The 26,927-nt window shown below is 73.4% G+C and carries 24 protein-coding genes and 1 tRNA gene; 13 read left to right on the top strand and 12 right to left on the bottom strand.

Features of this window, described 5'->3' with window-relative positions; all coding sequences use genetic code 11:
* The first annotated feature begins 9 nt into the window (after positions 1–9).
* Together AWW66_RS12590 and greA are read left to right on the top strand one after the other, a co-directional pair.
* Positions 10–447, top strand: a complete 438-nt coding sequence (locus AWW66_RS12590; RefSeq protein WP_067364637.1) for a DUF4307 domain-containing protein — start codon at positions 10–12, stop codon at positions 445–447.
* 144 nt (positions 448–591) lie between these two features.
* Positions 592–1,092 carry a transcription elongation factor GreA gene (greA, locus tag AWW66_RS12585; RefSeq protein WP_067364635.1) on the top strand — a complete coding sequence of 167 codons (501 nt, stop codon included), beginning with the start codon at positions 592–594 and terminating at the stop codon, positions 1,090–1,092.
* Positions 1,093–1,219: 127 nt separating this feature from the next.
* On the opposite strand, the gene ilvA is transcribed toward greA, so the two are convergent.
* The 5 genes from ilvA to AWW66_RS12560 all read right to left on the bottom strand — a co-directional run bounded on the left by ilvA (position 1,220) and on the right by AWW66_RS12560 (position 5,980).
* Positions 1,220–2,440: a threonine ammonia-lyase gene (gene ilvA / locus AWW66_RS12580; RefSeq protein ID WP_067364632.1), complete on the bottom strand. Its 1,221-nt coding sequence runs from the start codon at positions 2,438–2,440 to the stop codon at positions 1,220–1,222.
* An 89-nt stretch (positions 2,441–2,529) separates the two neighbouring features.
* On the bottom strand, positions 2,530–3,933 hold the full coding sequence (locus tag AWW66_RS12575; RefSeq protein WP_067364629.1) for an amidase: 1,404 nt from the start codon (positions 3,931–3,933) through the stop codon (positions 2,530–2,532).
* A gap of 16 nt (positions 3,934–3,949) precedes the next feature.
* Complete coding sequence (locus AWW66_RS12570) at positions 3,950–5,092, bottom strand: cystathionine gamma-synthase (RefSeq protein WP_067364627.1); 1,143 nt, start codon at positions 5,090–5,092, stop codon at positions 3,950–3,952.
* A 66-nt stretch (positions 5,093–5,158) separates the two neighbouring features.
* Positions 5,159–5,512 (bottom strand): hypothetical protein, encoded by a 354-nt coding sequence (locus AWW66_RS12565; RefSeq protein ID WP_067364620.1) that lies wholly within the window; start codon positions 5,510–5,512, stop codon positions 5,159–5,161.
* A 3-nt stretch (positions 5,513–5,515) separates the two neighbouring features.
* Positions 5,516–5,980 (bottom strand): hypothetical protein, encoded by a 465-nt coding sequence (locus AWW66_RS12560; protein WP_157527422.1) that lies wholly within the window; start codon positions 5,978–5,980, stop codon positions 5,516–5,518.
* A gap of 99 nt (positions 5,981–6,079) precedes the next feature.
* On the opposite strand from AWW66_RS12560, the gene AWW66_RS12555 reads away from it, so the two are divergent.
* The 5 genes from AWW66_RS12555 (at position 6,080) to AWW66_RS12535 (ending at position 12,319) form a co-directional block, all read left to right on the top strand.
* Positions 6,080–6,496 carry an HIT family protein gene (locus AWW66_RS12555; protein WP_067364617.1) on the top strand — a complete coding sequence of 139 codons (417 nt, stop codon included), beginning with the start codon at positions 6,080–6,082 and terminating at the stop codon, positions 6,494–6,496.
* Positions 6,497–6,568: 72 nt separating this feature from the next.
* Positions 6,569–7,231, top strand: a complete 663-nt coding sequence (gene msrA, locus AWW66_RS12550) for a peptide-methionine (S)-S-oxide reductase MsrA (RefSeq protein WP_067364614.1) — start codon at positions 6,569–6,571, stop codon at positions 7,229–7,231.
* 206 nt (positions 7,232–7,437) lie between these two features.
* Positions 7,438–9,222 (top strand): N-acetylglutaminylglutamine amidotransferase, encoded by a 1,785-nt coding sequence (locus AWW66_RS12545; protein ID WP_067364612.1) that lies wholly within the window; start codon positions 7,438–7,440, stop codon positions 9,220–9,222.
* A 2-nt stretch (positions 9,223–9,224) separates the two neighbouring features.
* Positions 9,225–11,138, top strand: a complete 1,914-nt coding sequence (ngg, locus tag AWW66_RS12540; protein ID WP_067364610.1) for an N-acetylglutaminylglutamine synthetase — start codon at positions 9,225–9,227, stop codon at positions 11,136–11,138.
* A complete protein-coding gene (locus AWW66_RS12535) occupies positions 11,135–12,319 on the top strand; it encodes an osmoprotectant NAGGN system M42 family peptidase (protein WP_067364608.1) in 1,185 nt (394 codons plus the stop codon). The genes ngg and AWW66_RS12535 overlap by 4 nt, the downstream gene beginning before the upstream one ends.
* Before the next feature lie 60 nt (positions 12,320–12,379).
* Here AWW66_RS12535 and AWW66_RS12530 read toward each other — a convergent pair whose 3' ends face one another.
* Positions 12,380–14,107: an alpha/beta hydrolase domain-containing protein gene (locus AWW66_RS12530; protein ID WP_067364607.1), complete on the bottom strand. Its 1,728-nt coding sequence runs from the start codon at positions 14,105–14,107 to the stop codon at positions 12,380–12,382.
* Positions 14,108–14,719: 612 nt separating this feature from the next.
* On the opposite strand from AWW66_RS12530, the gene AWW66_RS12525 reads away from it, so the two are divergent.
* Positions 14,720–15,649, top strand: coding sequence for a ribonuclease Z (locus AWW66_RS12525; protein ID WP_067364606.1), 930 nt, complete (start codon positions 14,720–14,722; stop codon positions 15,647–15,649).
* A complete protein-coding gene (locus tag AWW66_RS12520; RefSeq protein WP_067364605.1) occupies positions 15,646–16,155 on the top strand; it encodes a GNAT family N-acetyltransferase in 510 nt (169 codons plus the stop codon). The genes AWW66_RS12525 and AWW66_RS12520 overlap by 4 nt, the downstream gene beginning before the upstream one ends.
* A 139-nt stretch (positions 16,156–16,294) precedes the next feature.
* Here AWW66_RS12520 and AWW66_RS12515 read toward each other — a convergent pair whose 3' ends face one another.
* A complete protein-coding gene (locus AWW66_RS12515; protein ID WP_067364602.1) occupies positions 16,295–17,665 on the bottom strand; it encodes a cystathionine beta-synthase in 1,371 nt (456 codons plus the stop codon).
* A gap of 75 nt (positions 17,666–17,740) precedes the next feature.
* Positions 17,741–18,097, bottom strand: coding sequence for a YkvA family protein (locus AWW66_RS12510; protein WP_067364599.1), 357 nt, complete (start codon positions 18,095–18,097; stop codon positions 17,741–17,743).
* 195 nt (positions 18,098–18,292) lie between these two features.
* Between AWW66_RS12510 and AWW66_RS12505 the strand changes: the two genes are divergently transcribed.
* The 3 genes from AWW66_RS12505 (at position 18,293) to AWW66_RS12495 (ending at position 21,629) form a co-directional block, all read left to right on the top strand.
* Positions 18,293–19,426 carry an SGNH/GDSL hydrolase family protein gene (locus AWW66_RS12505; protein WP_083978438.1) on the top strand — a complete coding sequence of 378 codons (1,134 nt, stop codon included), beginning with the start codon at positions 18,293–18,295 and terminating at the stop codon, positions 19,424–19,426.
* Positions 19,423–20,226, top strand: coding sequence for an SGNH/GDSL hydrolase family protein (locus tag AWW66_RS12500; RefSeq protein ID WP_067364595.1), 804 nt, complete (start codon positions 19,423–19,425; stop codon positions 20,224–20,226). Before AWW66_RS12505 ends, AWW66_RS12500 begins: the two co-directional genes overlap by 4 nt.
* A 140-nt stretch (positions 20,227–20,366) precedes the next feature.
* Positions 20,367–21,629, top strand: coding sequence for an acetyl-CoA C-acetyltransferase (locus AWW66_RS12495; protein WP_067364592.1), 1,263 nt, complete (start codon positions 20,367–20,369; stop codon positions 21,627–21,629).
* Positions 21,630–21,767: 138 nt separating this feature from the next.
* Here AWW66_RS12495 and AWW66_RS12490 read toward each other — a convergent pair whose 3' ends face one another.
* The 3 genes from AWW66_RS12490 to AWW66_RS12480 all read right to left on the bottom strand — a co-directional run bounded on the left by AWW66_RS12490 (position 21,768) and on the right by AWW66_RS12480 (position 23,222).
* A complete protein-coding gene (locus AWW66_RS12490) occupies positions 21,768–22,121 on the bottom strand; it encodes a hypothetical protein (RefSeq protein WP_067364589.1) in 354 nt (117 codons plus the stop codon).
* A gap of 91 nt (positions 22,122–22,212) precedes the next feature.
* Positions 22,213–23,031, bottom strand: a complete 819-nt coding sequence (locus tag AWW66_RS12485) for a Bax inhibitor-1/YccA family protein (protein ID WP_067364587.1) — start codon at positions 23,029–23,031, stop codon at positions 22,213–22,215.
* Positions 23,032–23,141: 110 nt separating this feature from the next.
* Positions 23,142–23,222: transfer RNA gene (locus tag AWW66_RS12480), tRNA-Leu, on the bottom strand.
* 103 nt (positions 23,223–23,325) lie between these two features.
* On the opposite strand from AWW66_RS12480, the gene AWW66_RS12475 reads away from it, so the two are divergent.
* Positions 23,326–25,236, top strand: coding sequence for a hypothetical protein (locus tag AWW66_RS12475; RefSeq protein WP_067364585.1), 1,911 nt, complete (start codon positions 23,326–23,328; stop codon positions 25,234–25,236).
* A gap of 72 nt (positions 25,237–25,308) precedes the next feature.
* Here AWW66_RS12475 and AWW66_RS12470 read toward each other — a convergent pair whose 3' ends face one another.
* Positions 25,309–26,640 (bottom strand): NAD(P)/FAD-dependent oxidoreductase, encoded by a 1,332-nt coding sequence (locus AWW66_RS12470; protein ID WP_067364574.1) that lies wholly within the window; start codon positions 26,638–26,640, stop codon positions 25,309–25,311.
* Positions 26,641–26,927: the final 287 nt, after the last annotated feature.

Here is a 26,927-nt window from a genome sequence, read left to right as displayed (position 1 = left end):
TACCCGCCGGTGACCGAGACGCACGCCACAATTCCTTCCGGCGCCCCCGTCTTCCCACCCGGGCGCTACGGCCACCGCCGCGCCCCCGCCCGGCGTCGCCGCACCCTGCTCGTCGGGCTCGTCCTGGTCGGCATGCTGACGGGCCTGACCCTGGTCGCGGTCCGCGACTACCAGCGGTACGGCGACCCGGCGTACGACGCCGAGGTGATCACGTACACCGGGATCACCGACGCGCAGATCCTGGTCGACTTCCGGGTCACCGTGCCGGAGGGCGGCTCCGCCGTCTGCGTGCTGCGGGCCCGGGACCGGGCCGGCGCCGAGGTGGCCCGGGAACAGGTGACGGTGACCGCCGACCCCGGCGAGCGACAGGTGACCACCCGGCACCGGCTCACCACCACCGGCCGGCCGTTCATCGGTGAGGTGATGCGCTGCCGACAGCCCGCCTGAGCGGCCCGGACGGCCCGGCGCACAGCGGTACCACGGGTAGGTTCCCCCGGTACGGCTGGTGATCGACGACACCCTCGGGTGCGCGGCACTGGTAACTTGGAAATTCACCTGTCAGCCAGTACCGCACAACCGAGGAGACCGCCTGTGTCCACCACTGACAACACGGCGCCCGCCACCTGGCTGTCCCAGGACGCGTACGACCGCCTCAAGGCCGAGCTGGACGAGCTGATCGCGGCGCGTCCGGTCATCGCCGCCGAGATCAACGCTCGGCGCGAGGAGGGCGACCTGCGGGAGAACGGTGGCTACCACGCCGCACGGGAGGAGCAGGGCAAGCAGGAGGGACGCATCCTCTACCTCAAGGAGCTCCTGCGTACCGCGCAGGTGGGCGAGGCGCCCAGCACCGACGCGGTGGCCCCCGGCATGGTGGTGACCATCTACTTCGACGACGACGCCGACGACACCGAGACCTTCCTGCTCGGGTCGCGGGAGATCTCCTCCACCACCGACCTGACCGTCTACAGCCCGGAGTCGGCCCTCGGCCAGGCGATCCTGGGCACCCGGTCCGGCCAGACCGTCACCTACACGGCGCCGAGCGGCGCCGACATCAAGGTGACCGTGGTGAGCTTCGAGCCGTTCTCCGGCTGACGACGGCCCGGCCGCACCCGAGGGGGTGCCCGGCCGGTACGCCAGGGCGGTCGACCACCCGTCGGCCGCCCTGACGCTGTCCGGCCAGCCCATCCCCCGCCGCCCCGACGGGCTCCCGCCGGCGGTCTCAGGACTCGCCGAGCAGACCCACCTGGTAGCCGCTCGCCCGCAGCGCGCCGATCAGCGTGTCGGAGTGCTCCACCCCACGGGTCTCCACCGACAGCGCCACCTCCACCTCGCCGAGCCGCAGGTGCGGGGTCGCCCGCTGGTGCACCACGTCGACGACGTTCGCCCGGTGCTCGGCGATCTGGGTGAGCAGCGAGGCGAGTTGGCCGGGCCGGTCCGAGCAGCGCACCGTCACCCGCAGGTAGCGGCCGGCGGCGGCGAGCCCGTGCTCGATCACCCGGAGCATCAGCAGCGGGTCGATGTTGCCGCCGGAGAGCACCGCGACCGTCGGCGTCCGCACCTCGACCACCCCGGCCAGTAGCGCCGCCACACCGGCCGCGCCGGCCGGCTCGACCACCTGCTTGCCCCGTTCCAGCAGCATCAGCAGCGCCCGGGAGATGTCCTCCTCGGTGACCGTGACGATCTCGTCGACCAGCTTGCGGACGTGCGCGAAGGTGATCTCCCCCGGGCAGCCGACCGCGATGCCGTCGGCGATCGTGGCGAAGGCCGACAGCGGCACCGGCATGCCGGCCGCGAGCGAGGGCGGGTACGCCGCCGCGCTGGCCGCCTGCACCCCGATCACCCGTACCTGGGGGCGCAGCGCCTTCGCCGCCACCGCGATCCCGGAGATCAGGCCGCCCCCGCCGACCCCGGTGACGATCGTCTGCACGTCCGGGCACTGTTCCAGGATCTCCAGCGCCACCGTGCCCTGACCGGCGATCACGTCCCGGTGGTCGAACGGGTGGATCAGCACCGCCCCGGTCCGCTCGGCGTAGCTGCGGGCGGCCACCAGGGACTCGTCGACGGTGTTGCCGACCAGTTCGATCTGGGCGCCGTACCCCTTGGTGGCGGCGACCTTCGGCAGCGGCGCGTTCACCGGCATGAAGACCGTGGCGTGGGTGCCGAGCAGGCCGGCGGCGAGCGCGACCCCCTGGGCGTGGTTGCCGGCGCTGGCCGCGACCACCCCCCGCGCCTTCTCCTGGGCCGAGAGCCGGGAGATCCGCACGTACGCCCCGCGCACCTTGTACGATCCGGCGCGCTGCACGTTCTCGCACTTGAGCCAGACCGGCCCGGCGAGCGCCGCGCTCAGCGGGCGGGAGGGCTCCAGCGGGGTGACCCGGGTGACGCCGGTGAGCAGTTCCCGGGCCGCCCGGACGTCGTCGAGACCGACCAGTTCCGTCATGCCCCCGATGGTCGCACCACACCGGCCGAGGCCGGTCGGGAGGTCAGGGCCGACCAGGCCGGTCAGGAGGTCGTGGCCGACCGGGCCGGTCAGGAGGTCGTGGCCGGCACGCGCGGGTAGCCGGGGGCGTGCCGGGGCCAGGGGGCGGCCAACTCGAACTGGCCGGCGACCCCGAGCAGCAGCAGCTCCGAGCCGGGCGGGCCGACGAGCTGCACCGCCACCGGCAGGCCGTCCGGCCGGCGGCCGACCGGCACCACGATCGCGGGCAGGCCGGCGACGTTCCAGGGCGCGGCGTACGGGGCGTACCGGATGTTGGTCAGCAGGTTCGACCGCCAGGACCGGCCCGACCAGCCGCCGGCCTCCGGCGGGGCGCTGGCCAGCGCGGGGGTGAGCAGCAGGTCCACCGAGTGGTCGGTGAAGAACCCGATCGACCGTTCCCGCCAGGCGGCCCGGTCGGCCTCCCGCACGTACCCCCGGCGCTGCGCCCAGTCGCCGAGCGCGACGTGCCGGCGGCTGCGCCGCTGGAGACGGCTCCGGTCGATCCCGGCGGCCCGCACGTCGGCCGCCGCCGCCGCGAACCAGGTCGCCAGCCCCTGGAGGCCGAGCGCGGTCGGGTACACCGGGTCGGCCGGCACCGCGTCGTGCCCGGCGGCGGCGAGCAGCCGGCCGGCGGCGGTGACCGCGTCCCGGTTCGGCGCGTCGGGGTGCACGCCGCGCACCGGGGAGCGCAGCGAGACCCCCACCCGCAGCCGCTGCGGCGGTACCAGCTTCTCCGGCCGGCGACCGGCCAGGATGGCGAAGCCGACCGCCGCGTCGGCGACGGTGGTGGCGAGCATGCCGTGCTCGGTGAGGCCGAACCAGTCCTCCGCGCCGAGCTGGCAGGGGACCACGCCCCGGCCCGGCTTCAGCCCGACCAGCCCGCAGCAGGCCGCCGGGATGCGGATCGAGCCGAGCCCGTCGTTGCCGTGCGCGATCGGCACCAGCCCGGCGGCGACCGCGGCGGCGGCCCCGCCGGAGGAGCCGCCGGGGGTCCGCGCCGGGTCCCAGGGGTTGCGGGTGACCGTGGGCCCCTCGTCGGTGATCCCCCAGAGGCCCAGCTCCGGCATCCGGGTCACGCCGAGGATCACCGCGCCGGCGCCGCGCAGCCGGCGGACCACCTCGTGGTCGGCCTCGGCGACGCCGGTGCGTACCGCCGCCGACCCGTTCCAGGTGGGCAGGCCGGCGACCGGGGTGTTCTCCTTGACCGCGACCGGCACCCCGGCCAGCGGCAGGTTCGCCAGGTCGTCCTGCTCGTCGACCTTCTCCGCCTCGGTGACCGCCTCGCCGCCCCGGACCGTACGGAACGCGGCGAGGTCGGCGTCGGCCCGGGCGATGTGGTCGAGATGGTCGGCGACGACCTGGGTGGCGGAGACGTCACCCCGCCGCACGCCCCGGGCGATCTGTTTGGCGGTCGCCCCGACCCAGGTCGTCGGCATGATGTCCGGCACTGCCACCCTCCCCAGCCAGCGGTCAGCCCAGCGCCTGCTCCAGGTCGGCGAGCAGGTCCTCGACCGTCTCGATGCCGACAGACAGTCGCACGAGATCGGCGGGAACTTCAAGCGGCGAGCCGGCGGCACTTGCGTGTGTCATCCGCCCCGGGTGCTCGATCAGGGATTCCACCCCGCCGAGTGACTCGGCGAGGACGAAGAGCCGCGCCCGGTTGCAGATCTCGACGGCGTGCTCCTCGCCGCCGGTGGCCCGGAACGAGATCATGCCGCCGAACCGGCGCATCTGCTTGGCGGCCACCTCGTGACCGGGGTGCGACGGCAGGCCCGGGTAGAGCACCTGGGCCACCTTCGGGTGCGACTCCAGGTAGGACGCGACCCGCTCGGCGTTGTCGCAGTGCCGGTCCATGCGTACGCCGAGGGTCTTGATGCCGCGCAGGGTGAGCCAGGCGTCGAAGGGGCCGTTGATCGCGCCCATCGCGTTCTGGTGGTACCGCAGTTCGTCCCCGAGGCCGGGGTCCGCGACCACCAGCGCGCCCCCGACCACGTCGGAGTGCCCGCCGACGTACTTGGTGGTCGAGTGGACCACCACGTCCGCGCCCAGGGCGAGCGGCTGCTGCAGGTACGGCGAGGCGAAGGTGTTGTCCACCACCAGCAACGCCCCGGCGTCGTGCGCCACGCTGGCGAGGGCGGCGATGTCGGCGATGCCGAGCAGCGGGTTGGTCGGCGTCTCGATCCAGACGATCTTCGTGCTGCCGGGCCGGATCGCGGCCCGCACCGCGTCCGGGTCGGAGACCTTCGCCGGCGTGTACGCCAGCCCCCACCGCTGCGCGACCCGGGCGAAGAGCCGGTACGTGCCGCCGTACGCGTCGTCCGGGATCACCACGTGGTCACCGGGGGCGCACACGCCCCGCAGCACCGTGTCCTCGGCGGCCAGACCACTGGCGAAGGCCAGCCCGACCCGGCCGCCCTCCAGCGCGGCCAGGCACTCCTGGAGCGCGTCCCGCGTCGGGTTGCCGGAGCGGCTGTACTCGTACCCCTGGCGGGGCGCGCCGACGGCGTCCTGGGCGTACGTGCTGGTCTGGTAGATCGGGGGGATCACCGCACCGGTCCGCGCCTCAGGTTCCTGACCGGCGTGGATGGCGAGTGTCTCGAAGCCGTGACTCATTCCCGACACGCTAGTCCGGTCACCCGCACCTCGGGCGGGTACCCGACGACGCACCACCCGCAGCGCCTACTCGGTCAGCTTTGGATGCGACGGCCCCGCCGCGACGATCCAGACGATACGTCGCTCCGGATCCGGGCAGTACCAGATCCGGCCACCGGCGGTCACCTCGTACTGCCACTGGAGCAGGGACCGGCTACCAACCTGCCGGGTGGCGAGAGCACCCCTGAGCCGGTGCTGCCGTGCCGGGTTCTCGGGTGCGGTGGGCCGTTCGGTGAGGACGACCCACGCCTCCCAGGTGTTGGACCGGGCCGGCTGGCAGAGTTCCTCCCAGCCCTTCGCCGCCTCGGAGGTCGCGAAACGCGCCTCCCATCCGCCGGGCCGTCCCGGCGGTGCGACCCGGTCACCGCGCTTGGCTGCCACTCGTCATGCCTCCGTCGGTCCAGGCACCGGGCCGTGGTCCTCCGACAACGGCTCGCTGAGCTCCCGGACGAGACCAGGATCGGTGTAGATGGCGGCGGTGGCCCGCCACTCCCGGATCGTCTGCGCCAGGACCGACCACTCACCGAGATCGGCCGAGATCCGTGCCGCGGTGACGAAGTCGGCGACGAACTGGGGAAGATCCGCCTCCGGCAGCAGCCGGAGCCAGGGGAACTCGTCGGTCAGTACCTCGACGGCCACCTCGTGGGGCAGGTGGGCCAGGGCATTGCGGAGAGCGCGGGCAGCGGCGACCGCACCCTCGCCGGCCGCCACGATCCGATCCTCCCGGGTCAACAACAACGCGGCCCCGTCCCGCCGGCGGACCCGTACGTCCCCCGAGTCGGCCAGCGCCGCCACGCTCTTGGGATCACGCTGCAACTCGCTCCACTGAACTTCCCTCGTAGCCACCACCCGCCAATTCTGAACTTTTTCAGACTCGGCGGCAAGTCAGACCGGCTTGACCGGGATCCCGAACCGGCTCTCGGAACCGTGCCGGCCTAACCTGCCTGGATGAGCGGCTGCGTGTTCTGCGGGATCGTGGCCGGGGACACCCCGGCCTTCCGGGTCACCGACGAGGCGGACGGGGTCGCGTTCCTGGACACCCGACCGGTCTTCAAGGGGCACGTGCTGGTGGTGCCCCGCCCCCACCTGGTGACCCTCAATGACCTGCCGGCGTCGGCGCTGCCCGGGTACTTCGCACTGGTCCGGCGGGTCGCGCTCGCGGTGGAGTCCGGTCTGGGCGCCGGCGGCACGTTCGTGGCGATGAACAACAAGGTGTCCCAGTCGGTGCCGCACCTGCACACCCACGTGGTGCCCCGGACGAAGGGAGACGGGCTGCGCGGCTTCTTCTGGCCCCGGACCCGGTACGCCGACGACGCCGAGGCACGGGAGCACGCCACCCGGATCGCCGCCGCCCTGAGCGGGTAAGCCGGGTGGGCGGGTAAGGAAGCGGGGCTCGCCGGTGTTGCAGGCGGGGAGAGGTACGAGAGGAGTTCCATCGTGTTCCTTCGTCGAGTGAAGGCCGACCTGCCCACCCCGGACCAGGCCCTACCGGGCCGGCCGCTGGCGATGCCGGTCGCCGACCGGCACGAGGTGCTGGGTACCCCGCTGAAGGGGCCGTTCCCGCCGGGCGCCCAGGTCGCGGTCTTCGGCATGGGCTGTTTCTGGGGCGCCGAGCGGCTGTTCTGGACCCTGCCCGGCGTGATCACCACCTCCGTCGGCTACGCGGGCGGGATCACCCCGAACCCGACGTACGAGGAGGTCTGCTCGGGGATGACCGGGCACGCCGAGGTGGTGCAGGTGGTGTACGACCCGGCGACGATCAGTTACGAGGACCTGCTCAAGGTCTTCTGGGAGAACCACGACCCGACGCAGGGCATGCGGCAGGGCAACGACGTCGGCACGCAGTACCGGTCGACCATCTACGCGACCACCGACGAGCAACTCGCCGCCGCACAGTCGTCCCGGGACGCGTTCGCCCCGATCGTGGCGCGGGCCGGCAAGGGTGACATCACCACCGAGATCGGCCGGCTGGGCGACTACTTCTTCGCGGAGACGTACCACCAGCAGTACCTGGCGCCGACGAAGAACCCGAACGGGTACTGCAACCACGGCCCGAACGGGCTGAGCTGCCCGGTCGGCGTGGCCCGTACCGCCGGCTGACGCCCGGACCGTCGGCCGGCGCCGACGGAAATGAGTTGATCATCACACCGGGGGCCCCGGGCGAACCGCCCGGGGCACCTCGGACCTCGCACGGGGCGCGGGTTACGAAGCTGTCCACTCGGAAACCCGGCAGTGTAGCAATTCTTCAAGAAACCGTTATCAGCTCAACGGGCAGTAACCGGAAAGCTCTGGCAGCATAGTCAGGCATGTGCGGACTGGCTGGGGAATTCCGCCGTGACGGGTCCCGCGCCGAGGTGGCGACGGTGGAGCGCATGGCGGCCACGATGAGCGACCGGGGCCCGGACGACAGCGGAGTGTGGTCCCAGGGGCCGGTGGCCCTCGGTCACCGCCGCCTCAAAATCATCGACCTCTCGGCGGCCAGCGGCCAACCCATCGTCGACTCCGCCGCCGGGCTCACCGGGGTCTTCAACGGCTGCATCTACAACTACCGCGAGCTGCGCGAGGAGTTGCAGGGCAAGGGGCACCGCTTCTTCTCCTCCGGGGACAGCGAGGTCGTGCTCAAGGCGTACGCCGAGTGGGGCACCGACTTCGTCGACCACCTGATCGGCATGTTCGCCGTGGCGATCACCGAACGGGACAGCGGCCGGCTGGTGCTGGCCCGCGACCGGCTCGGCATCAAGCCGCTCTACCTGGCCGAGACGCCGGGCGTGGTGCGGTTCGCCAGCACCCTGCCCGCCCTGCTCGCGGCGGGGGGCGTCGACACCACGATCGACCCGGTCGCGCTCGCCCACTACCTCAGCTTCCACAGCATCGTGCCGCCGCCCCGGACCATCCTGCGCGGGGTCGCCAAGCTGCCCCCGGCGACCGTCCGGGTGTACGAGCCCGACGGCCGGGTCGACGAGCGGGTCTACTGGGACCCCTCCTTCACCCGGCAGCCGGAGCGGGCCGGGTGGTCCGCCCGGGACTGGGAGGACGCCCTGCTGTCCTCGCTGACCACGGCGGTCCGCCGCCGGATGGTCGCCGACGTGCCGGTCGGGGTGCTGCTCTCCGGCGGGCTGGACTCCAGTCTGGTGGTGGCGCTGCTGGCCAACGAGGGTCAGCGCGGTCTGGCCACCTTCTCGATCGGCTTCGACGCGGTCGGCGGCCGGGAGGGCGACGAGTTCCGCTACTCGGACCTGGTCGCGAAGACCTTCGACACCGACCACCACCAGATCCGGGTCGCCGCCCGGGACCTGGTACCCCCGCTGGAGGCCGCGGTGGCGGCCATGGCCGAGCCGATGGTCAGCCACGACTGCGTGGCGTTCTACCTGCTCAGCCAGGAGGTCGCCAAGCACGTCAAGGTGGTCCAGTCCGGCCAGGGCGCGGACGAGATCCTCGGCGGCTACCACTGGTACCCCCCGCTGGCCTCGGTGGAGCGCGACGCCGCGTTGGCGACGTACGCCCGGGCGTTCTTCGACCGGGACGCGGCCGGCCTGGCCCGGGTGCTCGACCCGGCGTGGCTGGCCGACGGCGACCCGGCCCGCGAGTTCGTCGCGGCGCACCTGGGCCGGGCCGGCGCGGACACCGCCGTCGACGCCGGCCTGCGGCTCGACACCCAGATCATGCTGACCGACGACCCGGTCAAGCGGGTGGACAACATGACCATGGCGCACGGCCTGGAGGCCCGCGTCCCCTTCCTCGACCACGAGTTCGTCGAACTCGCGGCGACCTGCCCGCCGGAGCTGAAGCTCGCGCAGGGCGGCAAGGGGGTGCTCAAGGAGATCGGCCGGCGGGTGCTGCCGCACGAGGTCATCGACCGGCCGAAGGGCTACTTCCCGGTGCCGGGCCTGACCCACCTGGAGGGCAAGCTGCTCGACCGGGTACGCGACGCGCTGTCCGCGCCGGAGGCCCAACGCCGGAGCCTGTTCCGCACCGACTACGTGAAGACCCTGCTGGACGCCCCGAACGCCGAACTCACCCCGTTGAACGGAAACAAGCTGTGGCAGCTCGGACTCCTGGAAATGTGGCTCCAGAGCCACGGAATCGACTGACCGTGACCGACACCCTGGCGACCGGTGTGGCACGGACCGACCGGGGTCGTGGTCGTCGGAAATACGAACGGGTCGGTCCCGGCGGCGACCCGGTGGCCCCCGCCACCGGCCCGACCGACGAGGACACCGGCGAACGGTCCGGCGACGACTCCGGGGTGCTGCTCGACTGCGGCTGGGGCCGGCTGGTCTTCGGGCAGACCTTCACCGACCAGGCCGCCGTCGCGGCCGTGCTGCGCTCGGAGGCGGCCGGCGCCCGGGACATCTGCATCTACCTGCGCGACCCGCACGTGCTGGTCTCCCGGCTGCCCGACGAGCTCTTCATCGACCCGTCGCTGACCTACCGGCTGCCGCTGGGCCCCGGCCGGATGGCGCGGGAGGCCGGGGCGGCGCGGGCCGACGACGGGATCGGCGACCAGGCCCGACCGGCCGCCCCGGGCACCGGCCCGCTCGGTGAGCACGGCGACGTCCCCGGGCTGCGGATCCGGCGGTTGCGCGACGTCGCCGACGCGGACGCGGTGAACCGGATCTACGCCCGCAACGGGATGGTCACCGCCCCGGTCGAGGTGCTGGTCGCCAACGCCGCCACCGACCGGTTCCTGCACCTGGTCGCCGAGGCGCCGACCGGCGAGATCGTCGGCACCATCACCGGCATCGACCACGTGGCGGTCTTCGACGACCCGGAGAACGGGGCCAGCCTCTGGTGCCTGACCGTGGACTTCAACCAGGCCCCGCCCGGCACCGGCCAGGCCCTGCTGCTGGAGCTGGCGGCCCGGCTCACCGACCGGGGGCGGGCCTTCGTCGACCTCTCCGTCCTCGCCGAGAACGACGGGGCGATCCGGCTCTACGAGCGGCTCGGCTTCTACCGCACCGCCACGCTCTGCGTGAAACGGAAGAACCCGATCAACGAACGGCTCTTCCTGCCGGCCATGCCGGAGGGGTACGACGAGCTGAACCCGTACGCGAAGATCGTCGCCGACGAGGCGATGCGCCGGGGCATCCGGGTGGAGGTCACCGACCCGCACTGGGGCGAGCTGCGGCTGAGCAGCGGTGGCCGGACGGTCCTCACCCGGGAGTCGCTGTCCGAGCTGACCTCGGCGGTGGCGATGAGCCGCTGCGACGACAAGCGGGTCACCCGGCGGATCCTCACCGCCGCCGGGCTCCGGGTGCCGCGCGGGCGGACCGCGACCCGGGACGGCGCCGACGCCGCCTTCCTCGCCGAGGTGGGCCAGGTGGTGGTGAAGCCGGCGCGCGGCGAGCAGGGCAACGGCATCACGGTCGGGGTACGCACCCCGGAGGCGTTGGCCGGCGCCGTGGAGCTGGCCGCCCGGTTCTGCCCGGACGTGCTGATCGAGGAGATGCGCGCCGGTGAGGACCTGCGGGTCATCGTGATCGACCACGAGGTGGTGGCCGCCGCCGTGCGCCGCCCCGCCTCGATCACCGGGGACGGGACGCACGCCATCGCCGAGCTGATCGAGCGGCAGAGCCGCCGCCGGGCCGCCGCCACCGGCGGCGAGAGCCGCATCCCGGTCGACGACATGACCCGGGACGTGGTGGCCGAGGCCGGGTACGCGATGGACGACGTCCTGCCGCAGGGCGAGACCCTGGCGGTCCGGCGGACCGCGAACCTGCACACCGGCGGCACCATCCACGACGTGACCGGGGAGCTGCACCCGGTGATCGCCGAGGCGTGCGTGGCCGCCAGTCGGGCGCTGGACATCCCGGTGACCGGGCTGGACCTGCTGGTACCCGCGCCCGACCAGCCGGAGCACGTCTTCATCGAGGCCAACGAGCGGCCCGGACTGGCCAACCACGAGCCGCAGCCGACCGCCGAGCGCTTCGTGGACCTGCTCTTCCCCGGGACGAGGGCACCGCAACGACTCTGGTCCCCGGCCGGTGCGGCAACATCTGGGGCATGACCGTACGTACCATCGCCCCGCTCAAGCTCGACCTCGACTACCTGCAGCAGGTGTTGTTGGAGCTGCTGGAGATCCCCAGCCCGTCGGGGCGTACCGACCACGTGCAGCAGTACGTGGGTGAGCGGCTCTCGGCGCTGGGCATCTCCTCCACGCTGACCCGTCGGGGGGCGCTCAGCGCCTGCCTGGCCGGTCCCCGGCAGACCGGGGCGGACCGGGCGATCGTGGTGCACACCGACACCATCGGCGGGATGGTGAAGCGGCTGAAGGAGAACGGCCGGCTGGAACTCAAGCCGATCGGCACGCACAGCGCCCGCTTCGCCGAGGGCGCCCACGTCCGGATCTTCACCGACGACCTGGAGCGGGTGATCACCGGTCAGGTGCTGCCGTTGAAGGCCAGCGGTCACCGGTACAACGACGACGTGGACCTGCAGGGCGTCGGCTGGGAACACGTGGAGGTACGGGTCGACGAGCCGGTCGAGGACGTCGCCGGGCTGCGCGCGCTCGGCATCGACGCCGGGGACTTCGTGGCGATCCTGCCGACGGCGACCATCACCCCCAGCGGGTACGTCAAGTCCCGGCACCTGGACGACAAGGCCGGGGTGGCGGCGGTGCTGACCGCGTTCAAGGCGATGGTGGACGCCGGGGTGACCCCGGGGGTGAGCGCCCACCTGCTGGTCACGGTCACCGAGGAGATCGGGCACGGGGCGAGCCACGGCCTGGACCCGGACGTCGCCGAGATCGTCTCGGTGGACGCGGCGGTGGTCGCCCCCGGGCAGCAGTCCCGGGAGGACGCGGCGACCCTGGCGATGGGCGACGGGGTGGGCCCGTTCGACTACCACCTGACCCGCAAGCTCGCCGGGATCGCCGCCGAGCACGGGGTCGACCTGGTCCGGGACGTCTTCGACTACTACCGCTCGGACGTGGCGGCGGCGGTGGAGGCCGGCGCGCACGCCCGGGTGGCGTTGCTCGGCTTCGGCGTCGACGCCACCCACGGCCACGAGCGCACCCACCTGGACGGGCTGCGCCACCTGACCCAGTTGCTCTGCCTCTACCTGCAGAGCGACCTGGTCTTCCCGGAGTGGGACGCCGAGCCGGAGGGCGACCTCGCCGACTTCCCGTCGCTGTCCGTGCAGCCGGCCAGCGCGGAGGGCCCCCGCGAGGGCCCCATCGGCCTCGACTGAGCGGCGCGGAAGGGCCCCTGTCGACGCCCAGCCGTCGACAGGGGCCCTCCCCTTCCCTCCCTACCCGTGCAGGTCCTCGGACTCCAGCAGAGCGATCAGGGCGGTGGTCACCCGCAGCACCGCGTCACGGGCCGCCGGGTCCCGGTGCAGCCGGTTCTCCGCCCGGTCGGCGAGCTGCTCCAGCAGGGCCGCCGCGCGGGCCGCGTTGCCGTTGACACCGGCCTGCTCGGCCCGCCAGAGGCGGTCCTCCAGCCGCTCCCGGACGTACTCGGTGATCCGGCCGGCGGCGACGTACTCGGCGATCAGCTCGCGGAGGTCGGAGTACCAGGCCGGGTCGCGGGTGACGTCGCGGGGCAGGTGGCCGGCCTCGACGGCGGCGCGGGTCACCTGGAGCACCTGGTCGGCGTAGGCCGACACGCTCGGGTGGCGGGCGGCGAGCTGCGCGTCGGTCAGCGGCACCGAGCTGCCGTCGAGGAAGCAGAAGCCCGGCCCGCTGTTGCTGCCGCTGTTGACCCGCAGCGGCACCTCGTGCTGGGCGATGCGCAGGCCGCCGAGGGCGAGCCCGAGGTCGTCACGGGCCACGGCCGGCGGGGTGGCGGCGGTCATCTGGAGCTTCGGCGCGCTCGGCGGGAGCGTCCCGTGCTTCACCCAGGCGACCGTGTGGTCGTAGATCGCGTTCTGCACCATGTGCTGCGGCACCCGGGACAGCGCGGGCAACGCGCAGGTCTGCGGCTCACCCGGGTAGCCGCCGGGGTAGCTGCCGATGTCCCGCTTGCGCAGCGGGCCGTAGTCGGTGATCAGTTTCCAGTCGCCGTGCGAGGCGCCGGCCACCTCCCACGAGCGCAGCACCGGCGAGTCGACCTGGGCGCGGGCGGCGGCGGAGAAGATCCCGCTGGCGACGTCCCCCTCGGCGTTGATCCGGAACACCGGCGTACCCAGGTCGGTGCGCAGCACCCCGCCGCCGCCGTGCAGGACCACCGCGTCGAGGACGTTCGCCGCCGGCTGCACCCCGTTGTAGTAGTTGGCGAGGCGGCCGGCCGACTGGGAGTGCCCGGTGGCGATGACGTAGTCGGGCTTCGGGAGTTTGCCGAGCGGGGCGACGCCGGAGGGGTTGCGCACCGCCTTCACCGCCTGGCTGAAGATGTCGTACGAGAGGCTGTCGTCGGTGACGTTGCCGCCCACGGTGACGTCGAGCGCCCCGTACCGGGTCGGGCTCCACGCCTTGAGCCCGGTCGCCGAGTGCAGGCCGGCCCGCTGCGCGGAGACACCCACCCAGGCGTACCCCTCGCGGATGAAGTGCTCGTGCGACTGGAACCAGTCGACCTCCTGGTCCCACTGGTTGCTGACGTTGGTCCACTCGGCGATCACCACGCCGTTGAACTTCTTCGCCGCCGCCGGCCGCCGCACCACGAGCCGGGTGCCGTACGGCTGGTCGGTGCCGAGGACGGCGGCCGGCCCGGTGCCCTGGGGCGCGTAGCGGGTCGCCGTACCGAAGAGGAAGAACTCCTCCTCGACGTAGCCGGCGGCGGCGAGATTGACGTCGGTGGCGAGGAACGGGTAGCCCCGGTCGGGGTGCCCGACGGCGGTGGTCCGGGGGATCGGCCCGGCGACCACGGCGGCGGCGACGTCGTCGCCGGTGGCGGTGGAGGGGCGGGCCGGCGCGGCGGGGTCGGCGGCGGGGTCGGCCGCCACGGCGGGCGGGGCGACCGGCACGGTCAGCGCGCCGACCAGGCCCAGGGCGACCAGCGAGCGGGGTGTGTGTCGACGAATCGTGGCCAGGACAGACAAGGTTCACCTCACGGTGGCGGCGGCCGGGGCGGCGACCCGGCCTGGTGAAGGGTCTGTGCGATCGCGGGTGGTGGGGTGAGGATCGGGTCGGGTCGGGCGCGGTCGGCGGCGCGCCCGGACGAACGGGAGGATGGTGACGTAACGCGCAAGTTTCGCAGGCGTTACAGCTTGCCCGAGACAGTAACGCTCGGGACAGGCGAAAGATAGAGCGCCAACGCTCGAACTTTCGATGAGATCGGCAAAAGTCGGCCGGCAGGGCTCCCCGGCCGCGCGCGTGAGTCCGGCCACCCCGGCCGGCGAAGCCGAAAAAGGAGTACCGGATCCCCCCGGAACCTGGGTAGCGTGGCGGTACACGGGAAAGGAGGTGGTCCAGACTTGTATAGCAATCGGACTCGTGAGGTGGCTGTCCGCTAGCCGCTGTCCTCGACAGTGAAACCGTCCGCCGCGAGGCGGGCACCAGCACCATCGTCGAGACCGTGTGGCAGCGGTGCGGCGAAACCACGACAGCCACCCGACCCCCGGGGTGCCGGCCCAGTCCAGTCGGCCCGCGCGTGAGCGCGGAAGCCCCGGGGGTCGCTTCATGTCCACCCCCCGCCCCCGGAGGGATCAGGCGTGTCCATGCGTGAGCTGGTGGTGCTGGGGACGGCCAGCCAGACGCCGACCCGGCAGCGCAACCACAACGGGTACGTGCTGCGCTGGGACGGCGAGGTGATCCTCTTCGACCCGGGCGAGGGCAGCCAGCGGCAGCTCCTGCACACCGGGGTCACCGCCACCGACCTGACCCGGATCTGCGTCACCCACTTCCACGGCGACCACTGCCTCGGGCTGCCCGGCATGATCCAGCGACTCTCCCTGGACCGGGTCCCCCACCCCGTGCCGGTGCACTTCCCCGCCGGCGGCGCCGAGTACTTCGCCCGGCTGCGCCACGCCAGCTCCTTCCACGAGACCGCCGAGCTGGCCGTCGAGCCGATCGTCAGCGACGGGCAGCGGATCGACCTGCGCTGCGGCACCCTGGAGGCCCGCCGGCTCCGCCACCCGATCGAGACCTACGGGTACCGCCTCGTCGAGCCGGACGGGGTCCGGACGCTGCCGGACCGGCTGGCCGGGTACGGCATCTCCGGGCCGGCGGTCGGCGAGCTGCTCCGCGTCGGCCACCTCGACGTCGACGGGCGGCGCGTGACCCGGGGCCAGGTCAGCGAGGCCCGGCCCGGTCAGCGGTTCGCCTTCGTCATGGACACCGGCCTCTGCGACGGCGTGTACGCCCTGGCCGAGCGGGCCGACCTGCTGGTCATCGAGGCGACCTTCCTGACCTCCGAGGCCGCCCTCGCCGCCGAGGTCGGGCACCTGACCGCCGCCCAGGCCGCCCGGGTGGCCACCGAGTCGGGGGTACGCCGGCTCGTGCTCACCCACTTCTCCCAGCGGTACGCCGACCCGGCCCGGTTCGTCGCCGAGGCCCGCGAGCACTTCACCGGTGACCTGGTGGTCGCGACGGATCTGAGCACCGTGCCGGTCCCGCCCCGGGCGGTAGCCTCGGCGGGGTGACCGTCACTCTCCGCACGCCGACCGCCGACGATCTCGCCCCGGTGGGGGCCCTGCACCAGCGGTCCCGGGTGGCGGCGTACTCCCCGTTCCTGCCCCCGGAGTCGCTGGCCGAGCCGGGTCCGGAGGCGATGGGGCACTACTGGGTGGAACGGTGGACGTGGGAGCGCGACACGCACCGGATGATGGTCGCCGAGCGCGACGGCCGCCTGGTCGGCTTCAGCTACCTCGGCCCGGACGACGCGGGTGACCCGCAGACCGGCCTGCTCAACGCCATCCACCTCGACCCGGCCGAGCGGGGCCGGGGCACCGGCCGGGCGCTGATGGTCGACGCGCTGGCCGCGATGCGGGAGGCCGGCTGGCACCGGGGGGCACTCTGGGTGCTGGCCGGCAACTCCCCGGCCCGCCGCTTCTACGAACGCGGCGGGTGGCGGCCCACCGGCGAGCGCCGCGCGGAGCTGATCGGCCACACCCGCACCCCCCAGCTCCGCTACACCCGCCCGGTGTAAGGAAGGGCCCCCTCTTAACGCATCCGGTAGAGAGGGGTTCCCTTCTCACCCCGCCACGCCCGGCGGGCGGGCGCGGCGGGTGAGAGCGGCGCGGGTGGGTGGAGCAGGAGGTGAGTGGGTGGAGCGGAAATGGGTGGGGTCAGCGGGCGCCGAGGTGGGCGAGCAGGTCCTGCCGGGTGAGCACGCCCTTCGGCTTACCGTCGACCAGGACCAGCGCGGCGTCGGACTTCTCCAGCAGGCCGACCGCCTCGCTCACCGGCTGGCCGCCACCGATCATCGGCAGCGGCTCGGTCATGTGCCGCTCGATGGTGTCGTGCAGGTGGGCCTGCCCGGTGAAGAGGGCGTCGAGCAGGTCCCGCTCGGCGATCGAGCCGGCCACCTCGCCGGTGACCACCGGCGGCTCGGCCTTGAGCACCGGGAGCTGGGAGACGCCGTACTCGCGCATGTAGTCGATCGCGTCCCGGACCGTCTCGGTCGGGTGCACGTGCACCAGCTCGGGCAGCCCACCGGGCTTGCTGGCCAGGGCGTCCGCCACGGTCGGCTCGGTGTCGTCGGTGGTCAGGAAGCCGTACCGGGCCATCCAGGCGTCGTTGAAGATCTTGGAAAGGTACCCCTTGCCGCTGTCCGGCAGGAGAACCACGACCACGTCGTCCGGGCCGGCCTCACGGGCCACCTCCAGCGCGGCGACCACGGCCATCCCGCAGGAGCCGCCGACCAGCAGCCCCTCCTCCCGGGCCAGCCGCCGGGTCATCTCGAACGAGGCCTTGTCCGACACCTCGACGATCCGGTCGGCGATCTCCCGGTCGTACGTGGTCGGCCAGAAGTCCTCCCCGACCCCCTCGACCAGGTACGGCCGACCGGTCCCGCCGGAGTAGACCGAACCCTCGGGGTCGGCGCCGACCACCTGCACCCGCCCCTGCGAGGCCTCCTTGAGGTACCGCCCGATGCCGGAGATGGTGCCGCCGGTGCCCACCCCGGCCACGAAGTGGGTGATCTTCCCGGCGGTCTGCTCCCACAGCTCCGGGCCGGTCGTCTCGTAGTGCGAGCGCGGGTTCGCCGGGTTGCTGTACTGGTCGGGCTTCCAGGCGCCGGGGATCTCCCGGGCCAGCCGGTCGGAGACGTTGTAGTACGAGCGCGGGTCCTCCGGGGCGACGGCGGTCGGGCAGACCACCACCTCGGCGCCGTACGCCCGCAGCACGTCCTGCTTGTCCTGGCTGACCTTGTCCGGGCAGACGAAGACGCACTTGTAGCCCTTGAGCTGGGCCACCAGGGCCAGCCCGACGCCGGTGTTGCCGCTGGTCGGCTCGACGATCGTGCCGCCGGGACGGAGGATCCCGGCGGCCTCGGCGTCCTCGACCATGCGCAGCGCGATCCGGTCCTTCACCGATCCGCCGGGGTTGAGGTACTCGACCTTGGCCAGCACGGTCGCCCGGATCCCGGCCGCGACGTTACGCAGCCGCACCAGGGGTGTGTTGCCGATCATCTCGACGACGTTGTCGTAGTACTGCACCTCGTTGTGTCCCTCACTCCGGCACCGGCGACTACGCCGGGGCATCCGGCCTCGTCGCGCCCAGCCTACGTGGGGTCAGGGCACCGCGTGTCCGGGGATGACGGAGGCACGGGCCGTCTCCCACTCCAGGAACCGCTCGGTCTCGGCCAGCACCGTGCCGGCCAGCCAGGTCACGACCACCGCGTCGTCCACCAGACCGAAGACGGTCAGCATCAGCTCCGGCACCAGGTCCACCGGGGAGGCGACGTACGCCACCGCGGCGGTCATCAGGGCCAGCCGGAGGCCGCCGTCGTACTCCCCGCGCATGCTGGCCCGGATCATCCGGGGCAGGGCCGCCAGGCGGGCGCCCAGCGACGGCCCGCCCCGGGCCCCGGCCGCCAACGCCCGGGCCAGCGCGGTGAACGCCGCGGTCCGCTTCAGGTTCTTGTTCATCGTGAGGCCCCTTCTCTCCGCCCGACCATCGTGCGCGCCGCGCGCAACACCCGCCGATGCCGGGCGCCGTCGACGCCGTCGGGCGTCATCGACGAGCGACACTCCGAATCGGGACCCGCGAACGGTCGGTTTCCCGGCACCCGCCCGCCGCCGCGAGGACAGCCGGCTGTCGTACCGGCGCGTTAGTGTCGTGGTATGGGGGTCGCTGGTTCCGCCGTACCGATTGTTCCACGCCGGCCTGTTCCACGCCGAAGTCGCGTCCGGCAGATCGCCCGGGTCGCGGCGATCGGCACGGGCGCCACCGCGGCGGCGCTCGCCGCGACCACCGGCGTGCTCCTCGGGCAGGCCCGCCAGGCCCGGCGCACCATCCCGGCCGCCGAGGCGCCCCCGCCCCGCTGCGACGGCGTCTACGGCCCGAAGTTCCCCGGCCGGCCGCTGACCGTGGTGATCCTCGGCGACTCCTCCGCCGCCGGCTACGGCGTGCACCGCCGCCGGGAGACCCCCGGTGCGCTGCTGGCCACCGGGCTCTCCCGCCGGCTGCGCCGGCCGGTGCGGCTGCACCGGTACGCGGTGGTGGGTTCCCTGTCGTCCGGGCTGAAGCCGCAGGTCGAGTCGGCGCTGGAGCACTCCCCGGACGTCGCGGTGATCCTGGTCGGCGGCAACGACGTCACCAACCGCAGCCCGTTCGCGGTCGCCGTGCGGCACCTGGTCGGCGCGGTCCGCACCCTGCGCGAAGCCGGCTGCGAGGTGGTCGTCGGCACCTGCCCCGACCTGGGCGCGATCCGGCCCATCCAGCCGCCGCTGCGGTGGCTGGCCCGGCGCTGGAGCCGGCAGTTGGCGGCGGCCCAGACGGTGGCGGTGGTGGAGGCCGGCGGCTGGACGGTCTCCCTCGGTGACCTGCTGGGCCCCCGGTTCACCGCCGAGCCCACCCGGATGTTCGCCTGGGACCGGTTCCACCCGTCCGCCGAGGGGTACGCGATGGCCGCCGCCGCGCTGCTGCCGACCGTGCTGGCCGCCCTCGGCACCGGCCCGGAACGGCGTCCGCTGACCCTCGGCGAGGGGGTCCGGTCGCTGCCCCAGGCGGCCCAGGAGGCCGCCCGCCACGCCGGCACGGAGGTCAGCGGCACCCAGGTCAGCGGCCGGGAGCGCGGGCCGGCGGGTCGCTGGGCACAGCTACGCCGCCGTACCCTCTTCGGAGCCGGACCGGTGCCGGCCGGTGGCACGGCCGCCGCCGAGCCGGGACCGACCGGCACCGGCTCCACCGTCACCGAGTCCGCCGGCACCGAGTCCGCCGGCACCGAGTCGCGCACCGTGGAGGGACTGACATGAGCGGTCAGATCAGCAGCGGCCGGCTCGCGGCCCGGCTCGGCCGGGCGGCGGCACTCTCCATGGTCGCCGGCACGGTGGGCGGGGCCGCGCTGCTCGCCGGCGAGGCCATCGCCGCCCGCAGCCGGCGGTACGCCCAGCCGGAGCTGGGCCTCGCCCTGCGGGCCACGATCGGGCGGCCGGGCGCGCAGCCGCTGCGGCTGGTGCTGCTCGGCGACTCGTCCGCGCTCGGCGTCGGGGTGGAGCGGCTGGCGGACACCATCGGCGGTCAACTGGCGCACCTGCTCGCCGAGGGGCCGACCGGCCGGCAGGTGCACCTGTCCAGCGTCGGGGTCTCCGGCTCGCGCTCGGCGGACCTGGCGACCCAGGTGGCCCGCGCCCTGCTCGGTGAGCGCCCCGACGTGGCCCTGATCCTGATCGGCGCGAACGACGCCACCGGCCTGCGCCGCCCCGCCGAGGCCGCCGCGTACCTCGGCTCGGCGGTGCGCCGGCTGCGGGAGGCCCGGGTCGAGGTGGTCGTCGGCACCTGCCCCGACCTGGGCGCGGTCCGGGCGATCGCGCCGCCGCTGCGCCAGGTGGTCGGCTGGTCCGGCCGACGGATCGCGTACGCCCAGACGGTCGCCACCCTGGAGGCCGGCGGCACGGTGGTCGACCTGGCCACCGAGGCCGGCCCGGTCTTCCGGGCGGACGCCGGGACGCTCTGCCACGACAGCTTCCACCCCTCCGCTGACGGGTACCGGGTCTGGGCGCACGCGCTGCTGCCGGCGGTCGCCGCCGCCGCAGCCGTCACCGCCCGGCACTGACCCCCACCCAGCGCTGATTCCTCACCCGGCGCTGCCCCCTGCCCGGCACCTGACACCGGCCGGCGGCGCGCCGGCCCGGGTGACTTTTCCCGCGACCGTGGCCGCTTCCCGGTAAGTTACCGGCGGGTTAACCTGTGGGGATGCCGACCGAGTCGTCCCGCGACGCCGTCATCGTCGCCACCACCCGTTCCCCCATCGGCCGGGCGCACAAGGGCTCCCTGCGCGACGTCCGCCCCGACGACCTGGCCGCCACCATCGTCCGGGCCGCCCTGGACAAGGTCCCCCAGCTCGATCCGACCGAGATCGACGACCTGTACCTGGGCTGCGGCCTGCCCGGTGGCGAGCAGGGCTTCAACCTGGGCCGGGTGGTGGCCACTCTGCTCGGGCTGGACGGCCTGCCCGCGGCGACCCTGACCCGGTACTGCGCCTCCAGCCTCCAGACCACCCGGATGGCGATGCACGCGATCCGGGCCGGCGAGGGGGACGTCTTCGTCTCCGCCGGGGTCGAGTGCGTCTCCCGGTACGCCCGGGGCAACTCGGACAGCCTGCCGCCCGAGGCGCAGGCCCTAGTCGGCGGCGGCTGGGAGAACCCACGCTTCGCGGCGGCCCGGGAGCGCTCGGCCCGGCGGGCCCAGGGCGGCGCGGAGGTCTGGGCTGACCCGCGCGAGGCCGGCGACCTGCCGGACATCTACCTGGCGATGGGGCAGACCGCGGAGAACCTCGCCGAGGTGTACGACGTGACCCGCGCCGACATGGACGCCTTCGGGGTACGCAGCCAGAACCTCGCCGAGAAGGCGATCGCCGACGGCTTCTGGGCCCGCGAGATCACCCCGGTGACCACTCCGGACGGCACGGTGGTGAGCGCCGACGACGGCCCACGTGCCGGGGTGACGCTGGAGGCGGTGGCCGGCCTGAAGCCGGTGTTCCGCCCGGACGGCCGGATCACCGCCGGCAACTGCTGCCCGCTCAACGACGGGGCGGCGGCGGTGGTCGTGATGAGCGCCCAGCGGGCCCGGGACCTGGGGATCACCCCGCTGGCGCGGATCGTCTCCACCGGGGTCACCGCCCTCTCCCCCGAGATCATGGGGCTGGGCCCGGTCGAGGCGTCGCGGCAGGCGCTGCGGCGGGCCGGGATGACCATCGACGACGTCGACCTGGTGGAGATCAACGAGGCGTTCGCCGCCCAGGTGATCCCCTCGTACCGGCAGCTCGGCGTCCCGGAGGAGAAGCTCAACGTGATGGGCGGGGCGATCGCGGTCGGGCACCCGTTCGGCATGACCGGCGCCCGGATCACCGGCACCCTGCTCAACGCCCTGCAGTGGCACGACCGCAGCATCGGCCTGGAGACCATGTGCGTCGGCGGCGGCCAGGGCATGGCCATGATCCTCGAACGCCTCTCCTAACCCACCCACCCCGCCCTCCCCCACCCCCGCCTCCCCGGGACGGGGTTGATCATGAGGTTGACGGCAGCCACCGACGGCCTACCGCACGGCAACTCCATGATCGCCGCCCCCGGGGCGAGCGGGGTGGGTGGGGTGGGGTCAGAGGGTTTGTCGGGTGGCGGTGACCTGGTCGGTGGCGTGGGCCAGGGTGGCGGCCGGGGCGCCGGCGGCCACCAGGTCGGCGGCGACCACCCGGACCTGGTCGGGCAGGACGAGGTCGTTGTCCAGCCGGGGTACCGTCCGGCGGGGCCGGCCCTCCACGTCGGCGGTCAGGTTGGCGATCTCCTGCACCAGCCGGTGCACCAGGTCGGCCCGGGAGACGTTGCCGCCGGCGGCGGGGGCCGCCCAGCGCGGCTGCTGCCAGTGCCCCACCTGACGGACCAGCAGGTCCACCGCCCGGTCCAGGTCGGTGTCGGCCGGGTCGGGGCCGGGAACACCCTGTGCTGCGCTCATCGCGCCGAGTCTACGGCCGGCCCGACCACCCCCGGAACGACCGGCGCCCGCCACCGCGGAACGCGGGGCGGGCGCCGGTCGACGGCGACGGTCAGTCGTCGCCCTGGAAGTAGCTCAACAGCCGCAGGATCTCGATGTAGAGCCAGATCAGGCTGACCAGGATGCCGAAGGCGGCCGTCCAGGAGTAGCGCTGGGGCAGCCCCATCCGGACGCCTTCCTCCACCTCGTGGAAGCTGAGCACGAAGCTCAGGGCGGCGACCGCGATGCAGACCAGGCTGAAGCCGATGGCGAGCGGGCTACCGTCCCGCAGGCCGGTGTTGATGCCGAAGAGGGCCAGCACCAGGTTGATCATCATGACCGCGAAGAGGCCGACCATCACCGCGATCATGCCCTTGACGAACTTCGGGGTGGCCCGGATGACGCGCGCCTTGTACAGGATCGCCATCAGGAAGAACACCCCGAAGGTGGCGGTCACCGCCTGGAGCACGATGCCCTGGTACAGCGTCTCGAAGAACTTGCTGACCAGACCGACGAAGACACCTTCGACGACGGCGTACGTGACCACCAGCGCCGGGTTGGCCATCCGGGAGAAGGAGATGATCATGCCCAGCACCAGGCCGACGATCGCGGCGCCGATCCAGGCCGGACCGAGCAGCGCGTCGGGCACCAGCACCCAGGCCGCCGAGGCCGCGGCCCCGACGATCGCCAGCAGGATGACGGTCTTGACCACCACGTCGTCGATCGACATCGGGGCGACGGTCGGCGGCGCGGCCGGGTAGCCGACAGCGCCCGGGTACTGCTGCTGCGGATAGCCGGGCTGTCCGTACGGCCCGGGCGGAGCGTACCCGGCGGCACGCTCCCGCTCGGCCGCCTGACCGAGGCGGGCGAGCACCGGGTTCGAAGTCTTCACTTTCAGGCCTCCCTCAGGGGGTCGTCGCACGTGAACGTGCACCTTCAAGAGTAAACGCACGAGGCTGCAACGTGCAGATCGGTAAGCTGAAGGGAAGCTGAGAGTGTCGGTGCCCGGGGCGGGGGTCGAACCCGCACGCCTTGCGGCAGCCGCTTTTAAGGCGGCCGTGTCTGCCGTTCCACCACCCGGGCAGGGCGGACCGACGCGGAGTGACACGCGGCGGTGCAGTGTCACGGTAACCGGTCCCGGCCGGGCCGGCGTACCCCGTCGGCACCGGAACACTAGGGTCGAGCCGTGACCAGCACAGCCGCCACGTCAGCCGAGGCCGGTCGGGGCGACGCGAGCCCGCCCGACGGTCCGGCGGCGCGGGAGGGCCGGTCCGCCCGGTGGCTCGCCGCCGTCGACCGGTACCGTGCCCGCCTGTTCGCCGCCGTCGTCCGGCACCGCGCCGACCTGCTCGTGGCGCTGTTCTTCGTGCTCCTGGCCGGCTGGCTGACGCACGGGCTCTGGCCGGACCCGGGCCGCCGGGTGCTGGCCCTCAACCCGGCCGACCAGGCCCTGTACGAGTGGTTCCTGGCGGTGGACGCGCGGGCGCTGCTGGGCGACTTCGGCCTGCTCACCGAGAAGTTGAACGCCCCCGACGGGGTGAACCTGATGACCAACACGACGGTCATCGCGCTCGGGATCGCCTTCGCCCCGGTCACCCTGCTGTTCGGGGCACCCGTCACCTTCGCCCTGCTCGCGGCGGCGAACCTGGCCGGTACCGCGATCGCGTGGCACCTGCTGTTCACCCGGGTGCTGCGGGCCCGGCGGCTCGCCGCCGCCCTCGGCGCGGGGCTGGCCGGTTTCGGGCCGGGCATGGTCTCGCAGACCAACAGTCACCTGCACATGACCGCCCAGTGGCTGGTACCGGTGATCGTCTGGCTGGTGGTCCGGCTGCTGCGCGCGGCGGACCCGGCCACGCCGGGCCCCGACGGCCGGCCCGCCGGCCTCGACCGGCGCCGGCTGCTCACCTCGTCGCTCGGGCTGGCGGTGGCGGTCAGCACGCAGATCTTCGTCGGCGAGGAGGTGGTCTTCCTCGCCGCGGTCACCCTGATCGTGATGACCCTGACCTACGCGGTCGCCGACCGACCGCTGGTCCGCCGGGCACTGCCCGGCTTCGCCGGCGGGCTGCTGGTCGCCGCCGGGCTCTCGCTGGTCGCGGTGGGCTACCCGCTCTGGTTCCAGTTCGCCGGGCCGCAGGGGGTCGCCGACGGGATGTTCAGCCCGTACTACTTCTCGGCCGACCTGGCCAGTTGGTGGACGTTCTCCCCGCTGTCCGTGGCCGGCGACGCCGAGGCGGCCCGGCTGACCACCGGCCCGGCCGAGTACAACACCTTCCTCGGCTGGCCGCTGCTGCTGGTCACCGTGGCCGGCACGGGCTGGCTGCTCACCGCCGGCCGTACCCCGGACCGGCCGGGACGCCGTCCGCTGGTGCTCGCCTGCCTGGTCGCGGCGCTGCTGATGGGGGCGCTCTCGCTCGGCCCCGACCTGGTGGTCGACGGCGACCGGACCGCCGTGCCGGGGCCGTACGCCCTGCTCCTCGGCCTGCCGGTGGTGGACGGCGCGCTACCGATGCGGTTCGCCCTCGCCGTGCTCCCGCTGGCCGGCACGATCCTGACGCTGGCGGTGGACCGGGCGCTGCGCGGCGGCGGGCCGGCCCGCCGGATCGTCCCGGCGGCCGTCGTGGTGGCGCTGCTGCCGGTGCTGCCCACCCCGCTGCCCACGGCGGACCGGCCGCCGCTGCCGGAGTTCGTCGCCGGTGGGCACTGGCGGGAGTGCGTACCGCCCGGTGGGGTGCTGGTGCCGGTGCCGCTGCCCACCCCGAAGGAGCCCTGGCCGATGCGCTGGGCCGCCGCGGCCGACGCCGAGTTCGCCCTGCCCGAGGGGTTCTTCATCGGCCCGTACGGCCGGGGCGGGACGGCGGCGATGGGGACGTTCAAGCGGCCCACCTCCGCGCTGCTCGCCGACGTCGCGAAGAACGGGGTGCCGCCCCTGGTCGACGACGCGCAGCGGGAACGGGCGGCGCGGGACGCGGACTTCTGGGGCGCCTCCTGCGTGGCCGTCACCGACGACGCGCCGCACGCGGGAAGCCTGCGCGACACGCTGGAACAGCTCTACGGCCCGGGTACCCGGATCGCCGACGCCTGGACCTGGCGGCCCTGACCACCGGAACCGGAGGTTAGGAAGGGGCCCCTTCACTACCGAAAGCGTTAAGAAGGGGCCCTTCCTTACACCTCAGGCCTGGCCGGTGCGCAGGGGCTGGGAGGCCACCTCGAACTCCTCGCGCGGGTCGTGCAACTGGCCGAGCGCGACCACCTCACGCTTGAGGAAGAACGCCAGCGACCAGTCGACCACCACCCGGACCTTCCGGTTCAGGGAGGGGATCCGGCTCATGTGGTACGTCCGGTGCATGAACCACGCCGGCCAGCCGGTCATCTTGATGCCGTACACCTGGGCGACGCCCTTGTGCAGGCCGAGGCTGGCCACGCTGCCGGCGTGCTTGTGCTGGTAGTTGACCGGCTCCCGGCCGCGCACCACGTTCGCGATGTTGTCGGCCATCCGGGCGGCCTGGCGGACGGCGTGCTGGGCGCTGGGCGAGCAGAAGTTGCCCGGCTCCTTGGTCAGGTCCGGCACCGCCGCGCAGTCCCCGGCGCTCCACGCGCCCTCGACCACGGTGTCCCCGTCCACCACCTGGAGGGTGGGCAGGCAGGTGACCCGACGCCGCTCGTCGCGGGGGAAGTCGGTGGCGTCCAGCATCGGCGACGGCTTGACGCCGGCCGTCCAGACGATGGTGTCCGAGCGGAAGCTGTCCCCGTCGGAGAGCGTGACCATCCCGTCGACGCAGGATTCCAGGCGGGTGTCCAGCCGGATGTCCATGTTCCGCTTCAGCAACTGCTGCACCGTGTAGGCGCCCATGTCCCGGTCGACCTCGGGCAGCACCCGCTGGGTCGCCTCGACCAGCACCCAGCGCATGTCGTCGGCCTTCAGCTCCGGGTAGTACCGCAGCGCGTCCCGGGCCATGTCCTCCATCTCGGCGAGCGCCTCGATGCCGGCGTACCCGCCGCCGACGAAGGTGAAGGTCAGCGCGGAGCGGCGGACCTCCGGGTCCGGGGTGGCGGCGGCCACGTCGAGCCGGTCCAGCACGTGGTTGCGCAGGTAGATGGCCTCACCGATGGTCTTGAACCCGATGCCGTGCTCGTGCAGGCCGGGGATCGGCAGGGTGCGGGAGACCGAGCCGGGGGCCACCACCACGTGGTCGTAGGGGATCTCCCGGGGCGGGCCGGCGATCGGCTGCACGGTCGCGACCTTGCGGTCGTGCTCGATCCGGGTGACCGCGCCCGCCACGACGGTGCACCGGCGCAACTCGCGTCGCAGCGGCACCACGGAGTGGCGGGGGGAGATGTTGCCGGCCGCCGCCTCGGGCAGGAACGGCTGGTACGTCATGTGCGGCTGAGGGTCCACCACGATGACCTCGGCCTCGCGGGAACTCAGCTTCTTCGACAGGCGCAGGGCGGCGTAGAGGCCGACATGTCCGGCACCGACAACAAGGATCCGCTTCGGATTCACGTCATCCATCTTTCCCCGAGGGGCTCCGCCAACACCGCTCACGGCCCCCTGTTGTGACGGAGCACAACCCTGTGACCTGCGCGACTATACGGAGGGTGACCGGCGCCACGAGGTTTCGGGTGACCCCGGCCGCAGGGGCGCGGCCCGGCGAACCGCCGAGAAGGGTCACATCAGCGCAGGGGCGGCGAATACGGGACACGAACCGACTTTTCCGGGCTGTCGTTTTTCGCGCCCCGAATGCTGCGGCACCTGTCAAAACCCTTACACAAATCTATTGATCAACGCCA

The sequence above is a fragment of the Micromonospora rosaria genome, from assembly GCF_001567585.1.
Classification (GTDB): domain Bacteria; phylum Actinomycetota; class Actinomycetes; order Mycobacteriales; family Micromonosporaceae; genus Micromonospora; species Micromonospora rosaria.
The sequence above is the reverse complement of the archived record's forward strand: the minus strand, read 5'-3'. Positions and strand labels throughout refer to the sequence as shown.

Bases quoted from the DNA above. Each gene is read 5' to 3' on its own strand.
- ilvA (WP_067364632.1), bottom strand. From the start codon at position 2,440: ATGACGGAACTGGTCGGTCTCGACGACGTCCGGGCGGCCCGGGAACTG.
- AWW66_RS12570 (WP_067364627.1), bottom strand. From the start codon at position 5,092: ATGAGTCACGGCTTCGAGACACTCGCCATCCACGCCGGTCAGGAACCT.
- AWW66_RS12555 (WP_067364617.1), top strand. From the start codon at position 6,080: ATGAGCGGCTGCGTGTTCTGCGGGATCGTGGCCGGGGACACCCCGGCC.
- AWW66_RS12545 (WP_067364612.1), top strand. From the start codon at position 7,438: ATGTGCGGACTGGCTGGGGAATTCCGCCGTGACGGGTCCCGCGCCGAG.
- AWW66_RS12535 (WP_067364608.1), top strand. From the start codon at position 11,135: ATGACCGTACGTACCATCGCCCCGCTCAAGCTCGACCTCGACTACCTG.
- AWW66_RS12510 (WP_067364599.1), bottom strand. From the start codon at position 18,097: ATGAACAAGAACCTGAAGCGGACCGCGGCGTTCACCGCGCTGGCCCGG.
- AWW66_RS12505 (WP_083978438.1), top strand. From the start codon at position 18,293: ATGGGGGTCGCTGGTTCCGCCGTACCGATTGTTCCACGCCGGCCTGTT.
- AWW66_RS12500 (WP_067364595.1), top strand. From the start codon at position 19,423: ATGAGCGGTCAGATCAGCAGCGGCCGGCTCGCGGCCCGGCTCGGCCGG.
- AWW66_RS12495 (WP_067364592.1), top strand. From the start codon at position 20,367: ATGCCGACCGAGTCGTCCCGCGACGCCGTCATCGTCGCCACCACCCGT.
- AWW66_RS12490 (WP_067364589.1), bottom strand. From the start codon at position 22,121: ATGAGCGCAGCACAGGGTGTTCCCGGCCCCGACCCGGCCGACACCGAC.